Below are 26513 nucleotides of genomic sequence, written 5' to 3' on the forward strand. Positions count from 1 at the left end.
GCACTTACTAAGCGGTAACTTATTGAGTCGAACCTGAGGTTACCCACTCTCGACGCCGCAATGTAGCCGAGGGCGCGGTGATCTGTGTCGCTCAGGGGACCCTTCGCGCGCCCATCGCCGCCCTCGGGGTGCGGGCGAGGATCCCCAGGTCCATCCCCAGCCAGTGGTTCTCCACATAGTGCCGGTCCAGCAGGTCCATCTCCTCCCAGGGCAGCCCGGAGTCCCCGCTGACCTGCCAGAGCCCGGTCATGCCGGGGCGCACCAGCAGCCGTTCCGGAGGGTGCGGGGCGCCCGGCGGCAGCGGGCGGGGGCCGACCAGGGACATCTCCCCGCGGACCACGTTGACCAGCCGGGGCAGTCCGTCGAGCCCGTACCGGCCCAGCGGCCCGTCCCGTTCCACAGCGAACCTCCAGCTCCGGTACGGCCGGCCGCCGAGCCCCGCGGCCGGCTCGCCGGCCAGCACCCGGCCGCCCCGCAGGACGTACAGGGCGGCCGTCACGGCCAGCAGGGGAAGCGCGAGGGCGGCCAGCAGCGCCAGCGCGCCCAGCAGGTCGAGGACCCGTTTGGCGGAGGGCGGGCCGGGCGGGCCGGCCGGGCCGGGCGGGGTGGGCGGAGCGGACGGGGTGGACGGGATCAGCGGGAGCCGCATACCGGCGATCGTGCCCCGGGCCCCGCCGCGCCCCCGGGCCCGCCGCCCGCGCCGCGCGGCACGATCCCCCACCCGGCCGATCCCGGGGGTGTACGGGCATTCGCGCCCCGGCGGGTCCGCACCCGGAGCCCGTGGGCCGTTCGTGGCCGTTCGCAGGGCCTGATTTCCGCTCTCACGGAGTGAAAATCGCAGGTCAGGGCCTTCTTGCGTGTAAGGGTGAGTTAAAAGTTGAGTGGTGGCGACTCAGGTCTGTTGACGTGGCGGGGGCGGATGATGCATGGTTGAGTCTGTTCCACTCAAGTCAGCTGGAGGAATCAAAATGGCTCGTGCGGTCGGCATCGACCTGGGCACCACCAACTCGGTCGTCAGCGTTCTGGAAGGCGGCGAGCCCACCGTCATCACCAACGCCGAGGGCGCCAGGACCACGCCGTCCGTCGTCGCCTTCGCCAAGAACGGCGAGGTCCTCGTCGGCGAGGTCGCCAAGCGTCAGGCGGTCACCAACGTCGACCGCACCATCCGGTCGGTCAAGCGCCACATGGGCACCGACTGGAAGATCGAGATCGACGGCAAGTCCTTCAACCCGCAGCAGATGAGCGCCTTCATCCTGCAGAAGCTCAAGCGCGACGCCGAGGCGTACCTGGGCGAGAAGGTCACCGACGCGGTCATCACCGTCCCGGCGTACTTCAACGACTCCGAGCGCCAGGCCACCAAGGAGGCCGGTGAGATCGCGGGCCTCAACGTCCTGCGCATCGTCAACGAGCCCACCGCGGCCGCCCTGGCCTACGGCCTCGACAAGGACGACCAGACCATCCTCGTCTTCGACCTCGGCGGCGGCACCTTCGACGTGTCGCTCCTGGAGATCGGCGACGGCGTGGTCGAGGTCAAGGCCACCAACGGCGACAACCACCTCGGTGGCGACGACTGGGACCAGCGCGTCGTCGACTACCTGGTGAAGCAGTTCGCCAACGGCCACGGCGTGGACCTCTCCAAGGACAAGATGGCGCTCCAGCGCCTGCGCGAGGCCGCCGAGAAGGCGAAGATCGAGCTGTCCTCGTCCACCGAGACCTCGATCAACCTGCCCTACATCACGGCTTCCGCCGAGGGCCCGCTGCACCTGGACGAGAAGCTCACCCGCGCCCAGTTCCAGCAGCTCACCGCGGACCTCCTGGACCGCTGCAAGACCCCCTTCCACAACGTCATCAAGGACGCCGGCATCGCGCTGTCCGAGATCGACCACGTGGTCCTGGTCGGCGGCTCCACCCGCATGCCGGCCGTCGCGGAGCTCGTCAAGGAGCTGACCGGCGGCAAGGACGCCAACAAGGGCGTCAACCCGGACGAGGTCGTCGCCATCGGCGCCACCCTCCAGGCCGGTGTGCTCAAGGGTGAGGTCAAGGACGTCCTGCTCCTCGACGTGACCCCGCTGTCCCTCGGCATCGAGACCAAGGGCGGCATCATGACCAAGCTCATCGAGCGGAACACCACGATTCCGACGAAGCGCTCCGAGATCTTCACCACGGCCGAGGACAACCAGCCGTCCGTGCAGATCCAGGTCTACCAGGGCGAGCGCGAGATCGCGGCGTACAACAAGAAGCTCGGCATGTTCGAGCTGACCGGTCTGCCGCCGGCCCCGCGCGGGGTCCCGCAGATCGAGGTGTCCTTCGACATCGACGCCAACGGCATCATGCACGTGACCGCCAAGGACCTGGGCACGGGCAAGGAACAGAAGATGACCGTCACCGGCGGTTCCTCGCTCGGCAAGGACGAGGTCGACCGGATGCGCCAGGAGGCCGAGCAGTACGCGGAGGAGGACACCCGCCGCCGCGAGTCCGCCGAGACCCGCAACCAGGCCGAGCAGCTCGTCTACCAGACCGAGAAGTTCCTCAAGGACAACGAGGACAAGGTCCCGGCCGACGTCAAGACCGAGGTCGAGACGGTCATCGCCGAGCTGAAGGAGAAGCTCAAGGGCGAGGACACCGCCGAGATCCGCACCGCGACCGAGAAGGTCGCCGCGGTCAGCCAGAAGCTGGGCCAGGCCATCTACGCCGACGCCCAGGGCGGCGCGGCCGCCGGTGCCGCCGGTGCCGAGGCCCCCAAGGCCGACGACGACGTGGTCGACGCCGAGATCGTCGACGAGGACAAGCAGCAGAAGGGCGGCGCTGCCTGATGCCGGAGGAGACCCCGGGCTTCGAGGAGAAGCCCGAAGTCCCCGCCGAGGGCACGCCCGAGGAGCCGAAGGCCGCCGACTCCGCCGACCAGGCGGAGGGGGCGGCCCCGGCCGGGGACGGCGCGAAGGCCGCCGGCGGAGCACAGGAAACCGCTCTGCTGGCCCAGCTGGACCAGGCCCGCACCGCGCTCGGCGAGCGCACCGCGGACCTCCAGCGGCTCCAGGCCGAGTACCAGAACTACCGTCGCCGGGTCGACCGGGACCGGGTCACGGTCAAGGAGGTCGCCGTCGCGAGCCTCCTGACCGAGCTCCTCCCGACGCTCGACGACATCGGCCGCGCCCGCGAGCACGGCGAACTGGTCGGCGGCTTCAAGTCGGTGGCCGAGTCGCTGGAGACGGTCGCGGGCAAGATGGGCCTGATGCAGTTCGGCAAGGAGGGCGAGCCCTTCGACCCGACGATCCACGAGGCCCTGATGCACTCGTACGCGCCGGACGTCACCGAGACGACCTGCGTGGCGATCCTGCAGCCCGGGTACCGGATCGGCGAGCGTACGATCCGCCCCGCGCGGGTCGCGGTCGCCGAGCCCCAGCCCGGGGCGACGGGTGCCAAGTCGGAGGACACGGAAGAGTCCGCCGACCAGAAGGACAGTGAGTAACAGCAGCGGCAGGGCCGGCAGTACCCGGGAGGAGGGACGTCGATGAGCACGAAGGACTTCGTGGAGAAGGACTACTACAAGGTTCTCGGCGTCCCCAAGGACGCCACCGAGGCCGAGATCAAGAAGGCGTACCGGAAGCTCGCCCGCGAGTTCCACCCGGACGCCAACAAGGGCGACAGCTCGGCGGAGGAGCGGTTCAAGGAGGTCTCCGAGGCGAACGACGTCCTCGGTGACCCCAAGAAGCGCAAGGAGTACGACGAGGCGCGCGCCCTCTTCGGCAGCGGTGGCTTCCGGCCCGGCCCGGGGGCCGGCGGCGGTTCGTTCAACTTCGACCTGGGCGACCTCTTCGGAGGCGCCCAGGGCGGGGCCCAGGGCGGCTTCGGCGGCGGCATCGGCGACGTGTTCGGCGGGCTGTTCAACCGCGGCGGCCCCGGCACCGGCACCCGCACCCAGCCGCGCCGCGGCCAGGACATCGAGTCCGAGGTCACCCTCAGCTTCACCGAGGCGGTGGACGGGGCCACGGTCCCGCTCCGGATGTCCTCCCAGTCCCCCTGCAAGGCCTGCTCCGGCACCGGCGACAAGAACGGCACGCCCAGGGTGTGTCCGACCTGCGTGGGCACCGGACAGGTCTCCCGGGGCTCCGGCGGCGGCTTCTCGCTCACCGACCCCTGCGCGGACTGCAAGGGCCGCGGTCTGATCGCGGAAACCCCCTGCGAGGTCTGCAAGGGCAGCGGCCGGGCCCGCTCCTCCCGCACCATGCAGGTCCGGATCCCGGCGGGCGTCCTGGACGGCCAGCGGATCCGGCTGCGCGGCAAGGGCGCCCCGGGCGAGCGCGGCGGCCCGGCCGGCGACCTGTACGTGGTCGTCCACGTCGGCACGCACCCCGTGTTCGGCCGCAAGGACGACAACCTGACCGTCACCGTGCCGGTCTCCTACCCGGAGGCCACCCTCGGCGGGGACGTCCGGGTGCCCACCCTGGGCGGCCCGCCCGTCACCCTCAAGCTGCCCCCGGGCACGCCGAACGGCCGGACCATGCGGGCCCGCGGCAAGGGCGCGGTCCGCAAGGACGGCACCCGCGGCGACCTGCTGGTGACGGTCGAGGTGGCGGTCCCCACCGATCTGTCCGACAAGGCCCGCGAGGCCCTGGAGGCCTATCGGGACGCGACGGTGGACGAGGATCCGCGCGCCGCCCTGTTCGAGGCAGCGAAGGGAGCATGAAGTGGACGGCCGACGACGCAATCCCTACCAACTGACGGATGAGACCCCGGTCTACGTGATCTCGGTCGCCGCCCAGCTCTCCGGACTGCATCCGCAGACCCTGCGGCAGTACGACCGGCTCGGCCTGGTCTCCCCGGACCGCACGGCCGGCCGCGGCCGGCGCTATTCGGCCCGGGACATCGAACTGCTCCGCACGGTGCAGGCGCTGTCCCAGGACGAGGGCATCAACCTGGCCGGCATCAAGCGGATCATCGAGCTGGAGAACCAGGTCGCCGCCCTCCAGCAGCGGGTCGCGGAGCTGTCCGCGGCCGTGGACGGGGCCGCGGTGGCCATGCGGCAGCGCGAGGCCCAGGTGCACGCCTCCTACCGGCGGGACCTGGTCCCGTACCAGGACGTGCACCAGACCAGCGCCCTGGTCGTCTGGCGGCCCAAGCGCCCCCAGGACTGACCGCCCCGGGACAGCCCCCGGCAGCAGCGTCATGCGGCCCCCGCCCGGCACCGGGCGGGGGCCGCACGGCGTCCGGGATCAGGCCTCGGGCCCGTTGAGGATCCCGGACTGCGCGATCAGATAGCCCAGCTGGGCCCGGCTGCCGCTGCCCAGGGTGCTGGCCAGCTTGGCGATGTGCGCCCGGCAGGTCCGGACGTTCATCCCCAGCCGGCGCGCGATCGCCTCGTCCACGTGCCCCTCGACCAGCAGCAGGGCGATGGACCGCTGCACCCCCGAGATGCCCTCCGGGGTCGGCACGTAGCTGATCTCCTCGCGCAGCGGCACCGCCCGGTGCCACAACTGCTCGAACACCTTGATGAGGTAGCGCACCAGCGCCGGGTGCCGCAGCTCCAGGGCCACCTGCTGGTCGTCCCGGGCCGGGATGAAGGCCACCGACTCGTCGCAGATGATCAGCCGCTCGACCAGCTCCTCCAGGGTGCGGAACTCCACCTTGCCGCCCGCGATCCGGTCGATGTACGCCATCGTGCCGCGGCTGTGCCGGACCGTGTGCTGGTAGAGCGTGCGCATGCTCACGCCCCGGCGGATCAGCGGCTGGTCGCGCTCGATCGCCTGGTTCAGGATGTGCTCGGCCCGCCCCCCGCCCGGCTGGATGGTCAGCATCTCGGTGTGGCACTCGGCGGTGGCCACGTTCAGCGCCGCGTTGATCCGGTTGTTCCCCTCCAGCACGGTGATCGCGTGGGTGGGTGCCGGGCTCAGCGCGCTGATGGCCATGAATGGCTCAAACGCTTCGGTCAGCTCGATGGAAGCCCGCCGGCTCTGCAGGATCTCCCGTTCGAGCGGATGCAGCCGCTGCGCCAGGGCCACCGACGGGGGAACCGGACGGAGCCAGTTCGCGTCGTCCGGGTCAGGGTGCAGCAGCGCGAATTCCAGCAGGCAGGGCGTCTGCTCGGCATCCGCGCGGGCAAGCCGGCCCGAACTCAGCGCGCTGGCGTACAGCTCGGCGCCCAAGTCGCACAGTTCGGTGACCGAGTGGGGATGTGTCTTCTTAGCCCCGTTTATCACCTAATCTCCCACCCCCAGGGTCCTGCATCTACAGGAACATGATGCATCGCCACAGTGGCATGGACGTGGCTCGATAAGTCATCGTCTGTCATGCGGGGGAGAGGAATCCATCCAGTGAGGACGAAGTCGACCATGTACATGAAATTGCTTCGCTCGGTGGTTGCCGTTGCTCTCTCCACGGTTGTGGCCTACGGGGTCGCGGGGGGCGACCTCGGCATAGCCGACAGTGGCTGGGGCAGCGCGCCGGCCGACAGTGGCTGGGGCAGCGGCCCGCTGGACGGCTGGGACAGCGGTTGGGGTACCGCTCCGCTGGACGGGAAGTTCGACGCATGACCCCCGACGACCGCGACTTCCGGCGGGAAATGGCGTCCGCCTACCGCTCCGGCTGGCAGTTCATCGATCTGGTCACGGCGATCCCGCACAGCGGGGACTCGTTGATGGTCACTCTTTTCGGTCAGCCCATCGTCATCGTGCGCGAGGAGGACGAAGACGTCCGCGCCTACCGCTGCCTGCGCCGCCCCCGAGGCGCCCCGCAACCCGTTCGTTGCGAGGTCCGGTACGGCATGGTCTTCGTCAATCTGGATCAGCGTGACCACCAGCTCTTCGAGCCCGATATCACCACCGCCACCCCCCGCAGTGCCTGAAGCGATTCCCCCGTCGTCGCCGATCGCTCAGGTGCTTCCCCCACACAACGGCGCCATCGTGGACCTGAACACGATGGCGCCGTTGTGATGTCCGCGTCCAGTACCTGAACCGGACAAGCGCGCCCGCGGCCCCCCGGGGCCCCTCAGGCCCGACCTCTCGGGCCCGGCCCCTCAGGCCCGGCCCATGGCCCGGTCCAGCGCGATCTCGATGACCACCCGGTCCGGATTCGGCGACGGGGTGCGTCCGTAGCGCTCCGCGTAGCGCGCCACCGCCTCGGCGACCGAGGCCTCGTCGGTGCGCACCTCCGCCCGGCCCTCCAGCGTGGCCCAGCGGCGCCCCTCCATCTGGCAGACCGCCGCCCTGGCGGTGCCCGGCTCCGCCGCGAGCACGTTCCGCGCCTTCTTGCTGTGCCTGTTGCAGATCACCCGTGCCAGTCCGGCCGCCGGATCGTAGGTCACCCCCACCGGCACCACGTGCGGGGTGCCGTCCGGGCGGGGGGTGGTCAGGGTGCAGACGTGCCGCTCCCGCCAGAAGGCGAGGTACTCCGGCGTCGGGTTGAGTGGATCGTGGGACATGGCCGAAGCGTACGCGGAGCAGCGCCCATCGCCTTGAGTGGAATAGACTCAACTTTGTATACGCTATACGTGTCACCGTGACATCGTGACATCGCCCGTGGGACCGCCGGAGAGGAGAAGCCGCACGTGGAAGCCGAGCTGACCAACAAGAGCCGGGACGCGCTGAACGCCGCCACCAGCAGGGCCGTCAAGGACGGTCACCCCGACCTGACCCCGGCACACCTGCTGCTGGCCCTGCTCGCCGGCCAGGACAACGAGAACATCACCGACCTGCTGGCCGCCGTGGAGGCCGACCAGGCCGCCGTCCGGGCCGGCGCCGAGCGCGTCCTCGCCGGGCTGCCCAGCGTCACCGGATCCACCGTCGCGCCCCCGCAGCCCAGCCGTGAGCTGCTGGCCGTACTGGCCGAGGCCGACGCCGAGGCGGGCCGCCTCGGTGACGAGTACCTCTCCACCGAACACCTCCTCATCGGAACCGCCGCCAAGGGCGGAGCGGCCGGTGAGGTCCTGAACCAGCAGGGCGCGAGCGCGGCGAAGCTGCTCGAAGCCTTCGGAAACGTACGAGGAGGACGGCGGGTGACCAGCCCCGACCCGGAGGGCCAGTACAAGGCCCTGGAGAAGTTCGGCACCGATTTCACGGCGGCCGCCCGCGAGGGCAAGCTCGACCCGGTGATCGGCCGGGACCACGAGATCCGCCGGGTGGTGCAGGTCCTGTCCCGCCGCACCAAGAACAACCCGGTGCTGATCGGCGAGCCCGGCGTCGGCAAGACCGCCGTGGTCGAGGGACTGGCCCAGCGGATCGTCAAGGGCGACGTCCCGGAGTCCCTGAAGAACAAGCGGCTGGTCTCCCTGGACCTCGGCGCCATGGTGGCCGGAGCCAAGTACCGCGGCGAGTTCGAGGAACGGCTGAAGACCGTCCTCGCCGAGATCAAGTCCAGCGACGGCCAGATCATCACCTTCATCGACGAGCTGCACACCGTGGTCGGGGCCGGCGCGGGCGGGGACTCCGCCATGGACGCCGGGAACATGCTGAAGCCCATGCTGGCCCGCGGCGAACTGCGGATGGTCGGTGCCACCACCCTCGACGAGTACCGCGAGCGGATCGAGAAGGACCCGGCGCTGGAGCGGCGCTTCCAGCAGGTGCTGGTCGCCGAGCCCTCGGTGGAGGACACCATCGCCATCCTGCGCGGCCTCAAGGGCCGCTACGAGGCCCACCACAAGGTGGTCATCAACGACAGCGCGCTGGTGGCCGCCGCCACCCTCTCCGACCGCTACATCACCTCCCGGTTCCTCCCCGACAAGGCCATCGACCTGGTTGACGAGGCCGCCTCCCGGCTGCGCATGGAGATCGACTCCTCCCCGGTGGAGATCGACGAGCTCCAGCGCTCGGTGGACCGGCTCCGGATGGAGGAGCTGGCCCTGCACAACGAGTCCGACCCGGCCTCCCTGGAACGCCTCGACAAGATCCGCAAGGACCTCGCCGACAAGGAGGAGGAGCTCCGCGGGCTCACCGCCCGCTGGGAGAAGGAGAAGCAGTCCCTCAACCGGGTCGGCGCCCTCAAGGAGCGCCTGGACGAGCTGCGCGGCCAGGCCGAGCGGGCCGAGCGGGACGGCGACTTCGACGCCGCCTCCAAGCTGCTCTACGGGGAGATCCCGGCCCTGGAGCGGGAGCTGCTGGAGGCCACCGAGGCCGAGCAGGAGGCCGCCCGCGACACCATGGTCAAGGACGAGGTGGGCCCCGACGACATCGCCGACGTGGTCGGTGCCTGGACCGGGATCCCGGCCGGCCGGCTGCTGGAGGGCGAGACGCAGAAGCTGCTGCGGATGGAGGAGGAGCTCGGCCGCCGGCTGATCGGCCAGACCCAGGCCGTCCGGGCGGTCTCCGACGCCGTCCGCCGCACCCGGGCCGGGATCGCCGACCCGGACCGGCCCACCGGATCCTTCCTGTTCCTCGGCCCGACCGGGGTCGGCAAGACCGAGCTGGCCAAGGCCCTCGCCGACTTCCTCTTCGACGACGAGCGGGCCATGATCCGCATCGACATGTCGGAGTACGGCGAGAAGCACAGCGTGGCCCGGCTGGTCGGGGCGCCCCCCGGCTACGTGGGCTACGAGGAGGGCGGCCAGCTCACCGAGGCCGTCCGCCGCCGCCCGTACTCGGTGGTCCTCCTCGACGAGGTGGAGAAGGCCCACCCGGAGGTCTTCGACGTGCTGCTCCAGGTCCTGGACGACGGCCGGCTCACCGACGGCCAGGGCCGCACCGTGGACTTCCGCAACACCATCCTGATCCTGACCTCCAACCTGGGCAGCCAGTTCCTGACCGACCCGGCCAGCACCGAGGAGCAGAAGCGGGAGCGGGTGCTGGAGGTGGTCCGCGCCTCCTTCAAGCCCGAGTTCCTCAACCGGCTCGACGACCTGGTGGTCTTCTCCGCCCTGGGCCGGGACGAGCTGGCGCACATCGCCGAGCTCCAGATCGGCCGGCTCGCCAAGCGGCTCGCCGAACGCCGGCTCACCCTGGAGGTGACCCCGGAGGCCCTGGCCTGGCTGGCCGACAAGGGCAACGACCCGGCCTACGGCGCCCGCCCGCTGCGCCGGCTGATCCAGACCGCGGTGGGCGACCGGCTGGCCCGGGAGATCCTGGCCGGCGAGGTCCGCGACGGGGACACCGTCCGGGTCGCCGTGGCGGGCGAGGACCTGCTGGTCGGAAAGGCCCTCTGAGCCCCGCGGACCGCCGCTCCGGGAGGAAGTTTGCGCCCGGAGCGGATCGGTCCGCCCGGGGGTACCACCCGGCGTGAGCGATGGTGGAGGATGACAGCATCCGCACGAAGGGAAATTCACGGTGAGCATCGACCCGGCCTCGATTCCGAATTTCGGGGGACAGCCCGAACCGCAGGCCTCAGGACCGGCGGGCCCCGTCGTCCCTGACCAGGATCTGGTCAAGCAGCTGCTGGAGCAGATGGAGCTCAAGTACGTCGTCGACGACGAGGGAGACCTCGCGGCGCCGTGGGAGGAGTTCCGCACCTACTTCATGTTCCGCGGGGAGGGCGAGCAGCAGGTCTTCTCGGTCCGGACCTTCTACGACCGCCCGCACGCCATCGAGGAGAAGCCCGCGCTCCTCGAATCGATCGACGACTGGAACCGCCGCACCCTGTGGCCCAAGGTCTACAGCCACACCCACGACGACGGCTCGGTCCGCCTGATCGGCGAGGCGCAGATGCTGATCGGCACCGGCGTCTCCCTGGAGCACTTCGTGTCCTCCACGGTCAGCTGGGTCCGCGCCTCCATCGAGTTCGACAAGTGGCTCGTGGAGCAGCTCGGCCTGGAGCAGGACCTCGACTCCGGCGAGCAGAAGGACCAGGGCGAGGACCAGGGCGAGGACCAGAACTGACCCGCCCGGTCACAGCGGCAGCGGGGCGCTGAGCAGCAGATACGCCCCGTAGCCGTAGGAGAGCCCGGCCAGGGCGGCGGTCACCGCGACCGCCGTCCGGGGCCGGGCTCTCGCCATGGCGGCGGCCGCCGGCAGCAGCAGCGGGAAGGCGGGCAGCAGGAACCGCGGCTTGGACTCGAAGAACCCGGCCCCGCCGAGGGTGATCACCAGCAGCATGCCGGTGTACACCAGCAGCGGCAGCGGCACCCAGGAGTACGAGCGCACCAGCAGCACCGTCAGCACCAGGGCCGTCGCGACCAGCACCGGGACCGCGGCCGTGGCGAGGGGGGTCCGCTCGGTCAGCACCCGCCACACCGAGCCGAGCACCCCGTAGCCGAAGTCGTAGTACGACCCCCAGCCGCGCTGCACCGCGAAGTACCCGCCCAGCGGGTCCCCCCGCCGCACCCCCACGGCCAGCAGGTACGCCAGCCAGCCGGCGGGCGCCAGCAGGGCGGCCGGCCAGACCCGGGACGCCGTCTCCCGCCGCTTCACCAGCGCGTACAGCGCGGCCACCGACACCGCCGCGGCCACCGCGATCCCGGTCGGCCGGGTCAGCCCGGCCAGCACCGCCAGCCCGGCCGCCCACATCCAGCGGCCGCGCAGCAGCGCGTACAGCGACCAGGCGGCGAAGGCCGTGAGCAGGGCCTCCGTGTAGCCGATGCCGAGGACCACCGCGTGCGGCAGCACCGCCCACAGCACCACCAGCAGCAGCCCGGTCCGGGCCCCGGCCACCAGCGCCCCGACCCGGTACACCCCGGCGGCCGCGGCCACGGCGGCCGTCCAGGCCACCAGCAGCCCGGCCCCGGCCGCACCGACCGGCAGCAGCTCCATCAGCAGCCGCATCAGCCCGGGGTGCAGCGGGAAGAACGCGAGATCGCTCTGCACCGAGTCGATCTCCACCCACACCTGGGTGCGGCCGTAGCCGTGCTCGGCGATGCCGATGTACCAGACCGAGTCCCAGGAGGCCCCGAGCACGGCCACCGGGTCCTTGCCGGACCACCAGGCGCCGACGGCCACGACCAGCGCCCCCAGCAGCCGCACGGCCGCGAACACCCCGACGGCCACCACCCCCGCCGGCAGCCCCAACAGCCTGCCGCCGCCGCCCGCCGGGGTACCGCCCCTCGTGCCGTCGGCCTCCGGCACCGTCCGGCCGTGCGCCACCCGCGCCGCGACCGGCGCCTCCCCCGTAGTCACTCCCCGTACCCCCCCTCAGCCCTTCGGCCGTCGGGGCCATTCAAGTCGATCGCGCTCCCGAAACGTGCGGAACCCCGCCGCCCGGACATCCGGATGGCGGGGTTCGTACGGTGTTCAGCGCCCGGTCACACCCCGGCGGCCCGGGCGTACCCGACCAGCCCGGCCCAGACCCCCGGCGCGAGCATGAGCACCGGACCGGACGGGTCCTTGCTGTCCCGGACCGGCACCACACCGTGCGCCCGGGCGTGGGAGGGGTTCCACTGGACGCACTGGCCTCCCTCCGGGCCGCTGTAGGACGAGGAGATCCATCCGGTGTCCGTCACATCGGGCAGTGCGTTCATGCTGCGAACTCCTTGTGTATGTCCTTCATATGGGCAACGGTCTCGTCGTGGGACAGCGCCAGCATCCGCAGCCGATGGTAGACCTGGGTGGCGTTCGCCACGGTCCTGGTTTCCTCGTAGGGACGGCCCCCCTGCGGGCCGTCGGAATGCAGCACGGAGGGGCCCTCGTCGAAGAGCAGCAGCGTGAACGGAGTGGCCGTTGCCGGGGCGCCCTTGGAGAAGGGGAGCAGCTGGAGGGTGATGTGCGGGCTGTCGGCCGCCTCGATCAGGTGCTCGATCTGGCGCCGCATGACCCCGGGGTCCCCGACCACGGTCCGTAAGCAGGTCTCGTGGATGACCACCCACAGATCGGGCGGGTTCGCGCCGCCCATGACCTCCTGGCGCCGTATCCGGGTGTGCGCCCGGTCCTCGATGGCCTCCGAGTGGTAGCGCGGGTTGCCCGCCCGCAGGGTGGCCCGGGCGTACTCCAGGGTCTGTAGCAGCCCCATGAAGAACATGGTGCTGTAGTCCCAGATCTCCGCCGCGCGCTTCTCCATCTCGATGTAGGGGATGAACCAGCTGGGGTGGTCCCCCTCCTTGTTCTGCCGCCATTTCCGCAGGAAGAGGGTCCCGGTTCCGAACGCGTGGTCGCATCCGCGGGCGAACTTCTCGCTGGGGACCATGGTCCCCTTCTCCACCTTGGACACATAGCCCTCGGAATATCCGGTGGCCAGTCCCAGGCCTTTCATGGTCATTTTCCGGGTCTGGCGCATCTGTTTGACGTCCAGGGCGTAGTTCAGTACCGGATTCAAGTTCTGTGGCGCTTCGCCTTCGGCCATCCTGCCTGACCTCCCACTTCGTGCGACGCGGCAACGGCCGCGACTCGGCAGGCACTTGCCGGTTTCCCCGCAAGCATCCCCAGCCTAGGCGGCGGCGTGGTCGTCTGGTGACGGAAAGTGAAATCACCTCCGGTGGAAAGGGATGCCGTGCAGCCCATGAACTCCTGGTCCCGGCAATTCAGTCCGAGCACGCGGGGAGCGCGTCTGGCCCGTCATCTGGCCGTCCTGGAATTGGCCGGCTGGGGATTTCCGCCGGGCGGGGACGAGTCAGAGGACGTGGCCCTGGTCGTCGCCGAACTCGCCTCCAACGCGGTCCGGCACGGGCGGGTGGCCGGCCGGCGTTTCGAACTGCGGCTGGTGGACGCCGGGCCGGTGCTGCGGGTGGAGGTCTCGGACGCCCGCAGGTCCCGGCGCCCCGCCGTGGTCCCGGCGGCCACCGCGCCGGGCGAGGGCGGCTACGGAATGCGCCTGGTCGACGCCCTCGCCACGGCCTGGGGCGTCCGCGACCGCGTCGTGGGCAAGACGGTCTGGGCCGACCTCCCCAAGCGGGCCCCGGCATCTGACCCGGCCTGATCCCCGTCGTATGGGGCGAAGCTGGCACTCAGATTGCAATCAGAGTACAGTCTGAGTATGAGCCTCGCATACCTGGGAGCCGAGCCCGAGTCGGTCACGTTCACGGACCTGTCGAGAAACCCGAAGGCCGTCGCCGTCAGGGCGGCTGCCCTGGGGGCCCTTCGTGTCACGCATCGGGACGCGCCCGACATGGTGCTGACGACTGCCGTGCACGCCGAGCGGACCGAGGAGAACCTCACGACGGCGTCCCGGCTCTTCCTGGCGCTCATGAAGCAGGACGACGGAGCCCGGTCGCTGCTGCTGGCGCTGCCGGAGGTCTTCCCGTGGGTGCGGCATCTGGACGCCGAAGAGGTGCGCGCGTTCACCGTGGAGCTTCTGGAGGCGCTTTCGGATGCGGCGGAGCTGGGTGCCCGGGAGGCCGTGCATCGTGCGCTCGTCTCCTGGAAGGCGACGGCTCGTATCAACGCCGATCCCGAGCAACTCGGCGAGGCTCTGCGTCCGCTTGACGGGGATGACCTGGGGCCGGTCGAGGTGGGTGGGTGAGCCCGAAGAAGGGTGGTGGAAGGGCTCGGCGCTGGAGCAACGGGAGTTCGAGGTGACCAGCGGCGGCCGCGTGCGCTACCTGGTCAGCCCCGAGACGTCGACCGTCGTCTTGGTCTACGCATCCACGCGGCACCCCAAGGACACCGAGTAGCTCGTGATTCCCGTGCGGCACGGGCTCCGGCCGAAAGGCCGGGCCCGGTACCCGCACGGCCGTCCGGCGCGGGTCAGGCGGTCAGCCGGGCCAGGCGGGAGACGGCTTCCTCCAGGACGTCCGTCCGCTTGCAGAAGGCCCAGCGGACCTGGGTGCGGCCCGCCTGCTGGTCGTCGTAGAAGACCGAGTTGGGGATGGCGACCACGCCGGCGCGTTCGGGGAGGGCGCGGCAGAAGGCGAGGGCGTCCTTCTCGCCGAGCGGGGAGATGTCGGTGGTGATGAAGTAGGTGCCCTGCGGGCGGTAGACCTCGAAGCCGGCCGCGCGCAGGCCGGCCGTGAGCAGGTCCCGCTTGGCGGCCAGGTCGGCGCGGAACTCCTCGTAGTAGGAGTCCGGGAGGGCCAGTGCCTCGGCGACGGCGTACTGGAAGGGGCCCGAGGAGACGTACGTCAGGAACTGTTTGGCCGAGCGGACCGCCGAGACCAGTTCCGGGGTGCCGGTCAGCCAGCCGACCTTCCAGCCGGTGAAGGAGAAGCTCTTGCCGGCGGAGGAGATGGTGACGGTCCGTTCGCGCATCCCGGGGAACCCGGCCAGTGGGGTGTGGGAGCCCTCGAAGACCAGGTGCTCGTACACCTCGTCGGTGACCACCAGCAGGTCGCGCTCCACGGCCAGGGCGGCGATGGCGGCGAGCTCCCCGGCGGAGAGCACCGTGCCGGTGGGGTTGTGCGGGGTGTTGAGCAGCAGCAGCCGGGTGCGGCCGGTGACCGCGGCGCGGAGCTCGTCCAGGTCGAGGGCGAACAGCCCGTCGGCGGAGGGGCGCAGGGTGACCGGGACCCGGGTGGCGCCGGCCATCGCGATGCAGGCCGCGTAGGAGTCGTAGAACGGTTCGAGGGCGATGACCTCGTCGCCGGGTTCCAGCAGGGCGAGCAGGGAGGCGGCGATGGCCTCGGTGGCCCCGGCGGTGACCAGCACCTCGGTGTCCGGGTCGTGGGACAGGCCGTAGAACCGCTGCTGGTGGGCGGCGATCGCGGTACGGAGCTCGGGGACCCCGGGGCCGGGCGGGTACTGGTTGCCGAGGCCGGAGCGGATGGCGCGGACGGCGGCCTCGGCGATCTCGGCGGGGCCGTCGGTGTCGGGGAAGCCCTGTCCCAGGTTGATCGAACCGGTCCGGTTCGCCAGCGCGGACATCTCCGCGAAGATCGTGGTGCCGAAGGCGGCCAGGCGGCGGTTGAGGAGGGGGCGGCTGCCGCCCGGAGAGGTGCTCATGCCCGCCATCCTGAGGTCAACCTCTGGACTTGCTCAAGTGTGCTTTGGGCCGGTGGGCGTGCGGGAATCCCCGATGCACGCGGGACAAGGGGATTCCCGCACCCCCGGGGGACCGGGGTGGGACGAGGGGGGCGATGACCATGGTCTCGGCTCTGGTGGTGATCGGATTCATCCTGTTGGTGATCGGCGCGATCGCGCTGGCCGTCGTCGCGAGTCTGCGGCGGTCGCGTCCCTGGGTGCGCCGGGGAACGGCCGGCAGCAGCGGCACCGCCAGCACGGGCTGGTGGCTGGGCGGCGGAGATTCGGGCTCGGGCGGCGGCTGCGGTTCCTCTTCCTCCTCGTGCGGGGGCGGTTCGTCCTCCTGCGGGGGCGGGGGAGGGGGCGGGGGAGGCTGCGGGGGCGGGAGCTGACGGACGCCCCGATCGGTGACCGGTGGGGCATATGACGCCTGGTGGGGGGCAACTTCCGGCAGGCGTCGTTTTGTTGGACCTTTTTGTTGAACACGTGAACTGGGTAGCCCCCGGAGGGATGTAAACCCCGTCAAGTTGGGTAAAAACGCTGTGAGTGCCGTGCCCTTCATGATTCCCTCGGTTGAGTAGACCAGTCCCCGGGCCTCCCGGGACTTCCTGTGGACCCGAGCCGTCGACCCGCACCCCCCACCCACGTGTTTCCGGCCGGGGCGGGCGCCGGCCCCTCTCCCTCGCGCGTTTGCGGAGCCGACTCATGCTCACGACCCTCCAGACCACCTACACCGACACGCGTGCCGCCGATCTCGCCTGGGCGCTGGGCCGTGAACCGCTGCCCGCCCTGGCCGTACTCAATCTCGAACTGGCGGGTGCAAAAGTGGAGTTGCGCCTGCTCGGGGCCTCCCACCAGGTCCTGTTGGAGGAGGGGGAGGTGTTCTGCTCCGAGACGGTCGCCTGTATCCCGGGCAGCAGCACCCCGCTGCCGCTCGGCGTCGCCAAGCGGCTCGGCGACTGGGAGTACGAGTTCGCCGCCCGGGTCGAGAACCTGTCCCGGGGCTCCTTCGCCGGACGGGCCCAGGAACTGCTCGCGCTGGTGGCCGATCACCCGAACGGGTTGGCGGGCACCTTTCCCGGCAGCCCGCACGCCTTCACCGCGATGCTCGCCCAGCGCCACGAGGGCCAGGTCCGCTGGCGGACCTGGCACGCCTATCCGCAGGAGGGGCAGCTGGTGGCCACCCGGACCCGGGTGGGCGTGCGGATGACGGCCGCCGCGGGCCACTGACCCCGGGTGCGCCCGGGGTGCGCCGGGGGTGCTCCCGGATGCCCGGGGGCACTCGGTGGTGCGGGGCGGACCCATGCGCTCCGGTTAGCGCGATCGTTTCTGCAGCATTACGCCAACTGCCCCAACGGGTGCCCCAGTTGCACCCATGTGGGTGACCGGATGGAGCCGGGCAGTGACGTACGGTTCGCTTCATGATCGACCGATCCGCCCCCGGCGGGGTGCTCCCGGCGGCACCGGAGCCGCAGGCGGCCCAGCCGGCCCAGCCGGACCCGGCGGACCGGACGGACCCGACGGACCCGTCCGAGCCGCCCGCCCTGCCCGTGCGGCCCCGGACCGGCCGACTGCTCGTGCTGGCCACCGTGTTCGTCTGCGCCGCCTGCGGCCTCGTATACGAGCTGGAGCTCCTCGCCCTCGCCTCGTACCTGATCGGTGACTCGGTCACCCAGGCCTCCGTGGTGCTCTCCGTCATGGTGTTCGCCATGGGGGTCGGCTCGCTGCTCGCCAAACGGCTGCGCGGCGCACCCGCGGCCGGATTCGGCGCCGTCGAGGCCGCCCTGGCGCTGGTCGGCGGGCTCTCCGCCACCGCCCTCTACGCCGGATTCGCCTGGCTGGGCGAGTCCCGGCCCGCCCTGGTGGCGTTCTCGCTGGTCATCGGCATCCTCATCGGCGCCGAGATCCCCCTGCTGATGACCCTCATCCAGCGGATCCGCAGACAGGACGCCGGCGGGGCCGTCGCCGACCTCTTCGCCGCCGACTACGTCGGCGCGCTGGTCGGCGGACTCGCCTTCCCCTTCCTGCTGCTGCCGCTGCTCGGCCAGCTCACCGGAGCCATGCTCACCGGCATGGTCAACACGGTGGCCGGCGGGGCCCTGGTGCTCGGCCTGTTCCGCTGCGACCTCACCCGGCGGGCCCGCTGGACCCTGCTGGCCGCCAACCTCACCGTGCTGGCCGTGCTGGCCGGCGCCGCCCTCCTCGCCGAGGACTTCGAACGCCTCGCCCGGAACGCCGTGTACGGCGGGGAGGTCCGGGTCGCGGTGCAGACCGGGGTGCAGGAACTGGTGGTCACCGGGCCGGCCGCCGGCTCCCCCCGCTCCCTCGACCTCTACCTCGACGGACGGCTGCGGGTCAGCGGCTACGACGAGTACCGCTACCACGAGGCCCTGGTGCAGCCTGCGATGTCCGGCCCGCACGCGCGGGTCCTGGTCCTCGGCGGCGGGGACGGGCTGGCCGCCCGGGAGGTGCTGCGCCATCCGGACGTGCAGTCGGTGACCGTGGTCGAACTCGACCCCGGGGTCGTCGAACTGGCCCGCACCGACCCCATGCTGTCCGCCCTCAACCAGCACGCCCTGGCCGACCCCAGGGTCACCGTGGTCACTGCCGACGCCTTCGACTGGCTCCGCGAACCGGCCGGCGCCCGGCGCTTCGACGTGATCGTCTCGGACCTCCCTGACCCCGGCATCACCCCCAGCACCAAGCTGTACTCCCAGGAGTTCTACGGACTGGCCGCGCGGGCCCTGCGGCCCGGCGGCCGGATCGCCGTGCACGCGGGAGCCCTCTCCACCCGGGCCCGCACCTACTGGACCGTGGAGTCCACCCTGCGCGCCGCGGGCCTGCGCACCGCCCCCTACGCGGCCGGCGGCCGGCTCTCCGGGTTCGCGGCCGGGCCGGACCGCACCCCCGGCAGCGTCCGCGGGACGGCCGCCTCCCCCTACGACTGGGGGTTCGTCCTGGCCGCCGCCGGAGCGGTCCCGGAGCTGCGGGTCGTACCGGAATCCGGGTCCCGGCACCTCGACACCAGCGGGCTGAGGGCCGCCGCCCGCGCCACCGAACGGCTGCGGATCCCCGGCCTGCCGCCCTCCACCCTCCCGCACCCCCGCTACGGTTCCGCCTCCTGACCCGACGGGACGGCCCACCGGGACGGGCCACCGGGCCGGCCCACCGGGACGGGCCGGGCGGACGGGCCCGGGCGGCCGGGCCGCGCGGACGGGGTACAAGCGGGCCGCGCCCCGCTAGGCTCGGCCCCATGGAGCATCAGGTGTTCGTTCCGGTACCGGCAGACGACCTCCGCAGCGTGCTGCGCGACCCCGCGCGGGTCGCCCGCTGCGTACCCGGACTCCAGCAGGACGCCGACGAGGCGTCCGGGCCGCTCGCCGGGCGGCTCAAACTGCGGGTCGGCGGCCACACCGTGACCTACCGGGGCGCGCTGGTCGTCAGCGAGGCCGGCCCCGACTCCTTCGGGGTGGCCGGCGAGGGCACCGAGGTCCGCGGCAGCGGCACGGTGAAGTTCACCCTCGCCCTCCGGCTGGAACCGGCCGAGGGCGGCACCCTGATCGGGTTCACCGCCGGGGCCACCGCCGACGGCCGGGCCGCCGGCTTCGCCCCGGAGGCCACCGCCACCGCCGTCCGCCGTCTGCTGGACCGGACCGCCGCCCAGCTCACCGGCGCCGCCGCCACCCCGGGCGAACCGGCGTCCGGGACCTTGCCCCCGCACATCGAGGACGGGCCGGAGGCCGCCGGGACGGTGTTCGGCGCCGAGGTGCCGCCGCCCTCCCTGGACCCCTCCCTGGACCCCTTCCTGGAGGACGAGTTCAGCAGCGAGTTCGGCGAGCCGGCCCGGCCGCCCGCCGAGGCCGCGCACGCCCGCCGCACGATGATCGGGCGCAGCGCCGAGGAGGTGGACCACGCGCCCCCGCGCGGCCGCTACGCTCCGGTGCCCGCCCCGGAGGCCGGCGGCGCCGGCGCCGGGCTGCGCTGGCTGGCCCCGGCGGCCGCACTGGCCGTGGCCGGGGCCGTGGTCGTCGGCCGCGCGCTCCGCCGCCGCCGATAGCGGGCGGGTAGCGGGCGGGAAACCCCTACCCTCGGATCATGACTACGCAACTGAGCGCCGGCGGCGCCGAGGTGACCGTCGACCGGGAGAACGGCTGCCGGATCGACAGCCTGCGCGTCGACGGCACGGAGCTGCTGCGCCAGGGCGAGCACTACGGCTGCTTCCCGATGGTCCCCTGGTGCGGCCGGATCGAGCTGGGGCAGTTCCGCAACGGCGGGATCCGGCACCAGATGCCGGTCAACTCCCCGCCGCACGCCATCCACGGCTTCGGCCGCGAGGCGGTCTGGAAGACCGCCCGCAGCACCGGGGACACGGCCTCCTTCGTCTACGACCTGGCCGAGCCGTGGCCCTACTCCGGCCGGGTCACCCAGACCGTGGAGCTCACCGCCGACGCGCTCACCCTGGGCCTGGGCATCGAGACGTACGGGGACTCCTTCCCGGCCCAGGCCGGCTGGCACCCCTGGTTCCGCCGCAACCTCGGGCACGGCGAGGATGTCCAGGTGTCCTTCGAGCCGGCCTGGCAGGAGGAGCGCGGGGCGGACCACCTGCCGACCGGCCGCCGGATCGACCCGCTGCCCGGCCCCTGGGACGACTGCTTCGGCATGCCCTACGGGGTGGACGTCACCCTCACCTGGCCCGGGGCCCTGGAGCTGAGGATCACCAGCCGCTCCGAATGGGTGGTGGTCTACGACGAGCAGGCCGAGGCGGTGTGTGTGGAACCCCAGACCGGCCCGCCGAACGGACTGAACACCCTGCCCCGGCTGGTCACCCCGGTCGACCCGCTGGAGACCGCGACCACCTGGACCTGGCGCCGCCTCTGAGCGCGGGGACACCCCCTAAGCTGGCGGTATGAGTGACGTGCGTGGTGAGCTGCTGCAGCAGATCAAGGACAAGGCCGTGGTCCACGGCAAGGTGATTCTCTCGTCGGGTCGTGAGGCCGACTACTACATCGACCTCCGCCGGATCACCCTCGACGGTGAGGCCGCCCCGCTGGTCGGCCAGGTCATGCTGGACCTGACCCGGGACCTGGACTTCGACTGCGTCGGCGGTCTGACCCTGGGCGCCGACCCGGTGGCGACCTCCATGCTGCACGCCTCCGCCGCCCGCGGCTCCCGGCTGGACGCCTTCGTGGTCCGCAAGGCGCAGAAGGCGCACGGGATGCAGCGCCGGATCGAGGGCACCGACGTGAAGGGCCGCCGCTGCCTGGTGGTGGAGGACACCTCCACCACCGGCGGATCCCCGCTGACCGCCGTCGAGGCGGTCCGCGAGGCCGGCGGCGAGGTCGTGGCCGTGGCCACCATCGTGGACCGGGGTGCGGCCGGTGCCATCGCCGAGGCGGGACTGGAGTACCTCACCGGTTACCGGCTGGAAGACCTCGGTCTGTCCTGACCTCGCTGGGCCCCCGGGGTGCCGGAGAACTGGTGACTTAGGTCCCCGGCATCCCCGGAACCTGCCGTGACCTGGTGTTTTGTCAGGGGGTGGCGAGTTTCCGGAGCGTTTCACGTGAAACGCTCCGTCGCCGTGGGGTGGAGTGTGCGCCGGAGTCTGGAAAGATGGGCCCGACGATGACGTCGCCCCCAGGTCAGGGCCAGTAATCAGCACACTCCCCGCACATCCAAGGAGCGGACAGATGCCCATCGCAACCCCCGAGGTCTACAACGAGATGCTCGACCGGGCGAAGGCAGGCAAGTTCGCCTACCCGGCCATCAATGTGACCTCGACCCAGACCCTGCACGCTGCACTGCGCGGCTTCGCGGAGGCCGAGAGCGACGGCATCATCCAGATCTCCACCGGTGGTGCGGAGTTCCTGGGTGGCCAGTACAACAAGGACATGGTCACCGGCGCGGTCGCCCTGGCGGAGTTCGCGCACATCGTGGCCGCCAAGTACGACATCACCGTCGCGCTGCACACGGACCACTGCCCGAAGGACAAGCTGGACGGCTACGTCCGTCCGCTGCTGGAGGTCTCCGCCGAGCGCGTGGCCCGTGGTCTGAACCCGCTGTTCCAGTCCCACATGTGGGACGGTTCCGCCGAGACCCTCGCGGACAACCTGGCCATCGGCCAGGAGCTGCTCGCCAAGGCCGCCGCCGCCAAGATCATCCTTGAGGTCGAGATCACCCCGACCGGTGGCGAGGAGGACGGCGTCACCCACGAGATCAACGACGAGCTGTACACCACCGTGGACGACGCGATCCGCACCGCCGAGGCCCTGGGCCTGGGCGAGAAGGGCCGCTACCTGCTCGCCGCCTCCTTCGGCAACGTGCACGGCGTCTACAAGCCCGGCAACGTGGTGCTCCGTCCCGAGCTGCTGAAGGACCTCCAGCAGGGCGTGGGCGAGAAGTACGGCAAGTCCTCCCCGTTCGACTTCGTCTTCCACGGCGGTTCCGGCTCCACCGAGCAGGAGATCGCCACCGCGCTGGAGAACGGCGTCGTGAAGATGAACCTCGACACCGACACCCAGTACGCCTTCACCCGGCCGGTCGCGGACCACATGTTCCGCAACTACGACGGTGTCCTGAAGGTCGACGGCGAGGTCGGCAAGAAGTCCACCTACGACCCGCGCACCTGGGGCAAGCTGGCCGAGGCGGGCATGGCCCACCGGGTCACCGAGGCCTGCGCCAACCTGCGTTCCACCGGCACCAAGCTGAAGTAGTCCCGCTCCGGCCGGACTTCGGCCGGCTGCCGCGGTCATGAGAGAGGGCCCTGGCCCGCCTGTCCCCCGACGGGCGGGGCAGGGCCCTTTCCGTAGTGAAACATACTTGCGGGTCCGGAACCACGCGGATCCGGGCCGCCCGCCGCCGCCCGGGGCCGGAACCCGCCCTGCGCGCAGCCGTTTTGGGCCCGGTTGCCCCGGGCCGACCCCCAGGATCGCGCCGTACCCGCTCGGCGACGACTGCCACGGCGTACCCGTGGGTACGTTTCCCGTCCGGGTGTGACCGGGCCACCCACCCCCGAGTGCGCGGGGTTCCGACGAGCGGCCCCGGGTCCGGCGCCGCCGCGCGGGTGTGAAATCGTACCCGCGGGTATGCGACCGGGGCTTCGAGAGGGACTTGGCGGCAGATGACGACAACGGAACGACCACAGGCCAAGCAGGACCGTGCCGTACGCACCCGGCAGGCGATCCTGGAGGCGGCGGCGGTGGTCTTCGAGGACTACGGCTACGAGGCGGCGAAGCTCTCGGACATCGTCCGGCTGGCGAAGGTCACCAAGGGCGCGCTGTACTTCCACTTCGACTCCAAGGAGGACCTGGCGCAGGCCGTGATCGAGGCGCAGGTGACCATGGCGCCCGTCTACCTGCCCCAGGAGTTCCGGGTCCAGGAGTTCGTGGACATCGGCATGATCTTCGCGCACCGGCTCCGGCACGACGTCCTGATCCGCGGCAGCGCCCGGCTCACCCTGGAGCACACCGGCCGCGGCCCGGACCGGGCGGCGCCGTACCAGGGCTGGATCGACCTGCACGCCGGACTGATGGCGGAGGCCAGGATCCGCGGGGAGCTGCTCGCGCATGTGGACCCGGCGGCCCCGGCCCGGCTGATCGTCGGCGCCTTCGCCGGACTCAACGCCATGTCGCAGGTGCTCGGGCTCGACCTCGACCGGGAGGTGTCGGCGCTCTACACGGGTCTGCTGCCCAGCCTGGTGGTGCCTGCCGTGGCGATCCGGCTGGACACCGAGCCGGGCCGGGGGGCCCGCGCCCTGCACGGCCGGGAGCGGAGCGGTCCCTGTGCCTGTGCCCGCCGGGGTCTGGGCGGGCCCGTCCCCCCGGTGTGAGACCGCCGTGTGACGGCTGTGACTTGGGGGTCCTTGGGTATGTTCCTTGAAAAAAGATAGCGGTATTATTTTTTGGGCAGGGGGGCGTGGCGCTCCGGCCGTGGTGTTCCGTCATGTTCCGGGGAGGGTCGAGGACGTGGATGAGCTCGGGGGGATCCATGCCGCGGCCCGGCGCCTGCGAGGCGCGCCGAGGCCGTGGAGGGGGCCGGCCTTCGACGGGCATCCGGCCGGCCCCCGGCCCGTCCGCCGGACCGCGGACGGGAGGGCCGGGGCGGCCTGACCCGCGGCCCCGGCCCGACGGAGGTGTCCGTCACAACAGTCCTGGCGGACAAGCCAGTTCGGCGGATACTTTTCTAGGCGAGATGAGGGGCGTGCGGTATGGCAAGCGTCGCGGGCGACTCGGGGTGGGGGGTCCATGGCCCCGTCCGCCGGGGCGAGGGATGGGACGAATGGCTAGAAAGACGCCTCTGATCGCGGTGGTGCACCGGGGCCCCCAGGGCCAGGCCTCCCCGCAGGCCTTCGCGGTCCGCGACGGCGTGGCCGAAACCGGTGTGCGCAGTGTGCTGATCGGCGCCGAGAACCCCGGCGAGATCCAGTGGGCCCTGCTGGCCACCGCCGGCGGCTACGTATGGGGGGCGCCGCTGCCCGAGGAGTCCGCCGGCCCGCGCGGCTGCTGGGCCGGGAAACCGGCCGGGGTGTTCGAGGACCGGCCGGCGCGGGCCGCGCTGATGACCTGCCCCGCCGAGGACCCGTACGACCGGCAGCGCCGGCTGGAGTCCTTCGTCCGCAGGCTGGGGATGCGCCGGATGGCGCCCGAGGTGCTGCCCCGCTGGTATTCGGTCTGCGACACCCAGTCCGCGCTGGACGCGGTGCGCCAGCTCGGTGCCCAGGTGGCCCGCGCCGTCTGGGCCGAAGCCGCCGAACCGGCCGGCTGCTGACGGGTGTCCGGGGGGCCCGCGGGCGGGCCGGAAGATCGCTTGACCGGGGCAGGACAGGACCCTAGGTTCGCACCGGGGGGAGCCGGGACCATGGAACGGGCGGGGTGCGGGAGCGCATGAGTACGTCGAGGGGGCCGGGGGGCCTCCCCTTACCGCCCGGACCCGATCTGTCCCGGGTGCTGCTCGCCGAGCGCGAGGCCACCCTGGCCGCGCTGGTCGACACCGTCCACGACCTGGTCACCCCCTGGGAGCCCGAACCGGACCGGCTGCTCCGGGGAACCGCCCGCCGGATCCGCCGACTGCTCGGCCTGGACCTGGTGCTGGTGGTCTGCGACCGCCCCGACGGCGGCGGCTGGATCCGCGCCGCCGACGGCGAGGCCGTCCCGCACCACCTCGGCCTGGAGCTCGGCCCCGCCCCGGCGGGCGGGCTCGGCGCCCTGGCACACCGGCGCGGCGGGCCCGTCTGGACCGCCGACCACACGGCGGAACCCTGCACCGCGCCACCGCGCACGCCCTCGGCCGCCGTCCCGCCGGGCGCCCGACCGGCCGCGCGGCCGGCCGCCCGGATCGACCAGGTGCTCCGGGCCGAGGCCGCGCACGCCGTGGTCGCCGCCCCGCTGCGCCACGGGGACACCGCCCTCGGCACCCTCTACGGAGCCGTCCGCACCGCCCGCCGCTTCAGCCCCGACGACCTCGCCGCGCTGCTGCCGCTCGCCGAGCTGACCGCCGTCGCCGTGGACCGCACCGACCGGCTGCGGCGCGGCCGGGAGGAGGCCGCCGAGCTGGCCCGCCTCGGGTCCGCCACCGCCGGGGCCCTCACCCGGGTCCGCGACCTGTGGGACTGCCACGCCCGGATGGCCCGGCTGGTCCTCGACGGAGCCGGGCTCGCGGCCGTCGCCCGCGCCGCCGGGGAGGCCCTGGACGGGATCGTGCAGGTCAGGGACCCGGGCGGCCGGCCGCTCACCGAACCCGACGGGCTGCCCGGGCTCGACGAGCAGGCGGTCGCCGCCGCCGCGCTCCGCGCGCACACCGGCGCCCGGCCGGTGGAACTGCCCGGGAACGTCTGGGTGGCGGCGCTGACGGCCGGCGCCGAGAACCTCGGGGTGCTGGTGCTGCGGGCCGCCGCACCGCTCACCGGGGAGGAGCTGCGGCTGCTGCGGATGGCCGCCGTGTCCCTGGCCTCGCTGACCCTGGTCCAGCGCGGCACGGCCGCGGCCGAGGGCGGCCCGGTCCGCGAGGAACTCCTCCAGGAACTCCTGGCGCCCTCCCCCTACGGCGGGCCCGCCGACCCGCGCATGCTGGACCGGATCCGCCGGCTCGGCGTCGACCCGGCCGCCCCGCACCTGGTCGTGGTGGCCCGCCCGGAAGGCGGCGAACTGGGCAAGGCGGCGGCCTGGGCCGCCTCCTACGCCTACCGCACCGGCGGCCTCCAGGCCGTCCGGCAGGGCCGGATCGTCCTGCTGCTGCCCGGCACGGACGCCTCGGCGGCCGCCCACGAGGTCTCCGAGGAACTGTCCCCGCTGCTCGGCCACCCGGTCTCCGCCGGAGCCGCCGGCCCGGCCCGCGGGGTCGCCGAGGTGGCCCGGGTGTACGAGGAGGCCGGACGCTGCCTGGACGCCGTGACCGCACTGGACGGGACGGGCGGCGCGGCCGCCCTCAGCGACCTCGGGTTCCTCGGGCTGCTGCTCTCCGCCGACCACGACGTGGACGCCTTCATCCGCTCGGCCATCGGGGCCGTACTGGACTACGACGAGACCCGGGCGACCGAGCTGGCCCGGACCCTGGAGGCCTACTTCCAGGCCGGCGGCAGCCCCATGCACTCCGCCGAGGCGCTGCACGTCCACGCCAACACGGTGTCCCGGCGACTGGAACGGATCACCGACCTGCTCGGCGACGGCTGGCAGAAGCCCGGCCGCGCCCTGGAGATCCGGATGGCCCTGCGGCTCCACCGCACCCGCGAGGTGCTCCGGCAGAGCCGCGGGGACCGGCCGGTCCGCTGAACGGGGGTCA

General features: G+C 72.3%; 27 protein-coding genes. 20 read left to right on the forward strand and 7 right to left on the reverse strand.

Going from position 1 to position 26513, the window contains the following annotated elements; translation table 11 throughout:
* Nucleotides 1-91: 91 nt before the first annotated feature.
* A complete protein-coding gene (locus ACZ50K_RS17395; protein WP_468903538.1) occupies nt 92-649 on the reverse strand; it encodes a sugar transferase in 558 nt (185 codons plus the stop codon).
* A gap of 319 nt (nt 650-968) precedes the next feature.
* Here ACZ50K_RS17395 and dnaK point away from each other — a divergent pair, with 319 nt between their 5' ends.
* From dnaK to ACZ50K_RS17415, 4 genes are read left to right on the forward strand one after another with little or no spacing between them, the layout of a single operon-like run.
* On the forward strand, nt 969-2813 hold the full coding sequence (dnaK, locus tag ACZ50K_RS17400; protein ID WP_468903540.1) for a molecular chaperone DnaK: 1845 nt from the start codon (nt 969-971) through the stop codon (nt 2811-2813).
* Nucleotides 2813-3469 (forward strand): nucleotide exchange factor GrpE, encoded by a 657-nt coding sequence (gene grpE, locus ACZ50K_RS17405; RefSeq protein WP_468903542.1) that lies wholly within the window; start codon nt 2813-2815, stop codon nt 3467-3469. Before dnaK ends, grpE begins: the two co-directional genes overlap by 1 nt.
* A gap of 42 nt (nt 3470-3511) precedes the next feature.
* The gene (gene dnaJ / locus ACZ50K_RS17410; RefSeq protein WP_468903543.1) at nt 3512-4687 is read left to right on the forward strand and encodes a molecular chaperone DnaJ; all 1176 of its coding nucleotides are present in this window, start codon (nt 3512-3514) and stop codon (nt 4685-4687) included.
* A 1-nt stretch (nt 4688) separates the two neighbouring features.
* Complete coding sequence (locus tag ACZ50K_RS17415; protein ID WP_468903545.1) at nt 4689-5135, forward strand: heat shock protein transcriptional repressor HspR; 447 nt, start codon at nt 4689-4691, stop codon at nt 5133-5135.
* A 78-nt stretch (nt 5136-5213) separates the two neighbouring features.
* On the opposite strand, the gene ACZ50K_RS17420 is transcribed toward ACZ50K_RS17415, so the two are convergent.
* On the reverse strand, nt 5214-6197 hold the full coding sequence (locus ACZ50K_RS17420) for a helix-turn-helix transcriptional regulator (protein ID WP_468903547.1): 984 nt from the start codon (nt 6195-6197) through the stop codon (nt 5214-5216).
* A gap of 156 nt (nt 6198-6353) precedes the next feature.
* Between ACZ50K_RS17420 and ACZ50K_RS17425 the strand changes: the two genes are divergently transcribed.
* Entirely contained in the window at nt 6354-6530 is a 177-nt protein-coding gene (locus ACZ50K_RS17425; protein WP_468903549.1) for a hypothetical protein, read from the forward strand.
* Nucleotides 6527-6841: a (2Fe-2S)-binding protein gene (locus ACZ50K_RS17430; protein ID WP_468903550.1), complete on the forward strand. Its 315-nt coding sequence runs from the start codon at nt 6527-6529 to the stop codon at nt 6839-6841. Before ACZ50K_RS17425 ends, ACZ50K_RS17430 begins: the two co-directional genes overlap by 4 nt.
* 171 nt (nt 6842-7012) lie before the next feature.
* Here the strand turns inward: ACZ50K_RS17430 and ACZ50K_RS17435 are convergent, their stop codons facing one another.
* Nucleotides 7013-7417, reverse strand: a complete 405-nt coding sequence (locus tag ACZ50K_RS17435) for a pyridoxamine 5'-phosphate oxidase family protein (protein WP_468903553.1) — start codon at nt 7415-7417, stop codon at nt 7013-7015.
* A 126-nt stretch (nt 7418-7543) separates the two neighbouring features.
* Between ACZ50K_RS17435 and clpB the strand changes: the two genes are divergently transcribed.
* Entirely contained in the window at nt 7544-10129 is a 2586-nt protein-coding gene (gene clpB / locus ACZ50K_RS17440) for an ATP-dependent chaperone ClpB (protein ID WP_468903555.1), read from the forward strand.
* A 121-nt stretch (nt 10130-10250) separates the two neighbouring features.
* Complete coding sequence (locus ACZ50K_RS17445; RefSeq protein WP_468903557.1) at nt 10251-10799, forward strand: YbjN domain-containing protein; 549 nt, start codon at nt 10251-10253, stop codon at nt 10797-10799.
* 9 nt (nt 10800-10808) lie between these two features.
* Here the strand turns inward: ACZ50K_RS17445 and ACZ50K_RS17450 are convergent, their stop codons facing one another.
* From ACZ50K_RS17450 to ACZ50K_RS17460, 3 genes are all read right to left on the reverse strand, one after another.
* Nucleotides 10809-12032 (reverse strand): hypothetical protein, encoded by a 1224-nt coding sequence (locus ACZ50K_RS17450; RefSeq protein WP_468903559.1) that lies wholly within the window; start codon nt 12030-12032, stop codon nt 10809-10811.
* A 125-nt stretch (nt 12033-12157) separates the two neighbouring features.
* Nucleotides 12158-12373, reverse strand: coding sequence for a DUF397 domain-containing protein (locus ACZ50K_RS17455; protein WP_468903561.1), 216 nt, complete (start codon nt 12371-12373; stop codon nt 12158-12160).
* Nucleotides 12370-13164, reverse strand: a complete 795-nt coding sequence (locus ACZ50K_RS17460) for a helix-turn-helix domain-containing protein (protein WP_468903563.1) — start codon at nt 13162-13164, stop codon at nt 12370-12372. The genes ACZ50K_RS17455 and ACZ50K_RS17460 overlap by 4 nt, the downstream gene beginning before the upstream one ends.
* 183 nt (nt 13165-13347) lie before the next feature.
* Here ACZ50K_RS17460 and ACZ50K_RS17465 point away from each other — a divergent pair, with 183 nt between their 5' ends.
* From ACZ50K_RS17465 to ACZ50K_RS17475, 3 genes are read left to right on the forward strand one after another with little or no spacing between them, the layout of a single operon-like run.
* The gene (locus ACZ50K_RS17465; RefSeq protein ID WP_468903565.1) at nt 13348-13764 is read left to right on the forward strand and encodes an ATP-binding protein; all 417 of its coding nucleotides are present in this window, start codon (nt 13348-13350) and stop codon (nt 13762-13764) included.
* 57 nt (nt 13765-13821) lie between these two features.
* Entirely contained in the window at nt 13822-14307 is a 486-nt protein-coding gene (locus tag ACZ50K_RS17470; protein WP_468903567.1) for a prevent-host-death family protein, read from the forward strand.
* On the forward strand, nt 14300-14458 hold the full coding sequence (locus ACZ50K_RS17475) for a hypothetical protein (RefSeq protein WP_468903569.1): 159 nt from the start codon (nt 14300-14302) through the stop codon (nt 14456-14458). The genes ACZ50K_RS17470 and ACZ50K_RS17475 overlap by 8 nt, the downstream gene beginning before the upstream one ends.
* A gap of 73 nt (nt 14459-14531) precedes the next feature.
* Here the strand turns inward: ACZ50K_RS17475 and ACZ50K_RS17480 are convergent, their stop codons facing one another.
* A complete protein-coding gene (locus ACZ50K_RS17480; RefSeq protein ID WP_468903571.1) occupies nt 14532-15731 on the reverse strand; it encodes a pyridoxal phosphate-dependent aminotransferase in 1200 nt (399 codons plus the stop codon).
* 714 nt (nt 15732-16445) lie between these two features.
* Here ACZ50K_RS17480 and ACZ50K_RS17485 point away from each other — a divergent pair.
* The 9 genes from ACZ50K_RS17485 (at nt 16446) to ACZ50K_RS17525 (ending at nt 26503) form a co-directional block, all read left to right on the forward strand.
* Nucleotides 16446-16970 (forward strand): DUF2617 family protein, encoded by a 525-nt coding sequence (locus ACZ50K_RS17485; RefSeq protein ID WP_468903573.1) that lies wholly within the window; start codon nt 16446-16448, stop codon nt 16968-16970.
* Nucleotides 16971-17161: 191 nt separating this feature from the next.
* A complete protein-coding gene (locus ACZ50K_RS17490) occupies nt 17162-18865 on the forward strand; it encodes a polyamine aminopropyltransferase (protein WP_468903575.1) in 1704 nt (567 codons plus the stop codon).
* Nucleotides 18866-18993: 128 nt separating this feature from the next.
* Nucleotides 18994-19797: an SRPBCC domain-containing protein gene (locus tag ACZ50K_RS17495; protein ID WP_468903577.1), complete on the forward strand. Its 804-nt coding sequence runs from the start codon at nt 18994-18996 to the stop codon at nt 19795-19797.
* Nucleotides 19798-19835: 38 nt separating this feature from the next.
* Nucleotides 19836-20618 (forward strand): aldose epimerase family protein, encoded by a 783-nt coding sequence (locus tag ACZ50K_RS17500; RefSeq protein ID WP_468903579.1) that lies wholly within the window; start codon nt 19836-19838, stop codon nt 20616-20618.
* Nucleotides 20619-20646: 28 nt separating this feature from the next.
* Nucleotides 20647-21186, forward strand: a complete 540-nt coding sequence (gene pyrE, locus ACZ50K_RS17505) for an orotate phosphoribosyltransferase (protein WP_468903582.1) — start codon at nt 20647-20649, stop codon at nt 21184-21186.
* A 241-nt stretch (nt 21187-21427) separates the two neighbouring features.
* Nucleotides 21428-22450: a class II fructose-bisphosphate aldolase gene (gene fbaA / locus ACZ50K_RS17510; RefSeq protein ID WP_468903584.1), complete on the forward strand. Its 1023-nt coding sequence runs from the start codon at nt 21428-21430 to the stop codon at nt 22448-22450.
* A 407-nt stretch (nt 22451-22857) separates the two neighbouring features.
* Nucleotides 22858-23565: a ScbR family autoregulator-binding transcription factor gene (locus tag ACZ50K_RS17515; protein ID WP_468903587.1), complete on the forward strand. Its 708-nt coding sequence runs from the start codon at nt 22858-22860 to the stop codon at nt 23563-23565.
* A 449-nt stretch (nt 23566-24014) separates the two neighbouring features.
* On the forward strand, nt 24015-24503 hold the full coding sequence (locus tag ACZ50K_RS17520) for a hypothetical protein (RefSeq protein ID WP_468903589.1): 489 nt from the start codon (nt 24015-24017) through the stop codon (nt 24501-24503).
* Nucleotides 24504-24619: 116 nt separating this feature from the next.
* On the forward strand, nt 24620-26503 hold the full coding sequence (locus ACZ50K_RS17525) for a PucR family transcriptional regulator (protein ID WP_468903591.1): 1884 nt from the start codon (nt 24620-24622) through the stop codon (nt 26501-26503).
* Nucleotides 26504-26513 lie beyond the last annotated feature (10 nt).

This window comes from Streptomyces sp. NPDC033845 (assembly GCF_055576225.1).

Excerpts from the sequence above, each read along its gene's own strand:
- ACZ50K_RS17465 (WP_468903565.1), top strand. The coding sequence starts at position 13,348 with ATGAACTCCTGGTCCCGGCAATTCAGTCCGAGCACGCGGGGAGCGCGT.
- ACZ50K_RS17435 (WP_468903553.1), bottom strand. The coding sequence starts at position 7,417 with ATGTCCCACGATCCACTCAACCCGACGCCGGAGTACCTCGCCTTCTGG.
- ACZ50K_RS17520 (WP_468903589.1), top strand. The coding sequence starts at position 24,015 with ATGGCTAGAAAGACGCCTCTGATCGCGGTGGTGCACCGGGGCCCCCAG.
- ACZ50K_RS17495 (WP_468903577.1), top strand. The coding sequence starts at position 18,994 with ATGGAGCATCAGGTGTTCGTTCCGGTACCGGCAGACGACCTCCGCAGC.
- ACZ50K_RS17500 (WP_468903579.1), top strand. The coding sequence starts at position 19,836 with ATGACTACGCAACTGAGCGCCGGCGGCGCCGAGGTGACCGTCGACCGG.
- ACZ50K_RS17470 (WP_468903567.1), top strand. The coding sequence starts at position 13,822 with ATGAGCCTCGCATACCTGGGAGCCGAGCCCGAGTCGGTCACGTTCACG.
- ACZ50K_RS17525 (WP_468903591.1), top strand. The coding sequence starts at position 24,620 with ATGAGTACGTCGAGGGGGCCGGGGGGCCTCCCCTTACCGCCCGGACCC.
- ACZ50K_RS17490 (WP_468903575.1), top strand. The coding sequence starts at position 17,162 with ATGATCGACCGATCCGCCCCCGGCGGGGTGCTCCCGGCGGCACCGGAG.
- pyrE (WP_468903582.1), top strand. The coding sequence starts at position 20,647 with ATGAGTGACGTGCGTGGTGAGCTGCTGCAGCAGATCAAGGACAAGGCC.
- ACZ50K_RS17480 (WP_468903571.1), bottom strand. The coding sequence starts at position 15,731 with ATGGCGGGCATGAGCACCTCTCCGGGCGGCAGCCGCCCCCTCCTCAAC.
- ACZ50K_RS17430 (WP_468903550.1), top strand. The coding sequence starts at position 6,527 with ATGACCCCCGACGACCGCGACTTCCGGCGGGAAATGGCGTCCGCCTAC.
- fbaA (WP_468903584.1), top strand. The coding sequence starts at position 21,428 with ATGCCCATCGCAACCCCCGAGGTCTACAACGAGATGCTCGACCGGGCG.
- dnaK (WP_468903540.1), top strand. The coding sequence starts at position 969 with ATGGCTCGTGCGGTCGGCATCGACCTGGGCACCACCAACTCGGTCGTC.
- ACZ50K_RS17485 (WP_468903573.1), top strand. The coding sequence starts at position 16,446 with ATGCTCACGACCCTCCAGACCACCTACACCGACACGCGTGCCGCCGAT.
- ACZ50K_RS17455 (WP_468903561.1), bottom strand. The coding sequence starts at position 12,373 with ATGAACGCACTGCCCGATGTGACGGACACCGGATGGATCTCCTCGTCC.
- dnaJ (WP_468903543.1), top strand. The coding sequence starts at position 3,512 with ATGAGCACGAAGGACTTCGTGGAGAAGGACTACTACAAGGTTCTCGGC.
- grpE (WP_468903542.1), top strand. The coding sequence starts at position 2,813 with ATGCCGGAGGAGACCCCGGGCTTCGAGGAGAAGCCCGAAGTCCCCGCC.
- ACZ50K_RS17515 (WP_468903587.1), top strand. The coding sequence starts at position 22,858 with ATGACGACAACGGAACGACCACAGGCCAAGCAGGACCGTGCCGTACGC.
- ACZ50K_RS17395 (WP_468903538.1), bottom strand. The coding sequence starts at position 649 with ATGCGGCTCCCGCTGATCCCGTCCACCCCGTCCGCTCCGCCCACCCCG.